Annotated in this window: 1 pseudogene; it reads right to left on the reverse strand. The window is 70.7% G+C overall.

What is annotated here, in order from left to right:
- Nucleotides 1-249: pseudogene (locus EVC45_RS46105) on the reverse strand (hypothetical protein); the annotation flags it as partial.

Genomic DNA, 249 nt, shown 5'->3' on the forward strand with positions numbered 1-249 from the left:
GAGCGCATTGAGTGCATTGGCCACTTCCTGCGCGCTCATCGACTCGCGCAGCCTCACGCCCGCCTCCGATGCCAGGCGCAGCGCCGCTTCACGCGCGTCGGTCTCTTCCGGCCACTTCGAGAGCGCATTGAGCGCGCTGGCCACCGCCTGCGCGTTCATCGACTCGCGCAGGCCTGCATCCGAGGTCAGGCGACCGGCCAGGCGCAGCGCCGCTTCACGCGCGTCGGCCTCGTCCGGCCACTTCGAGAG

The organism is Paraburkholderia sp. UYCP14C, assembly GCF_004197395.1.
Taxonomy (GTDB): Bacteria; Pseudomonadota; Gammaproteobacteria; order Burkholderiales; family Burkholderiaceae; genus Paraburkholderia.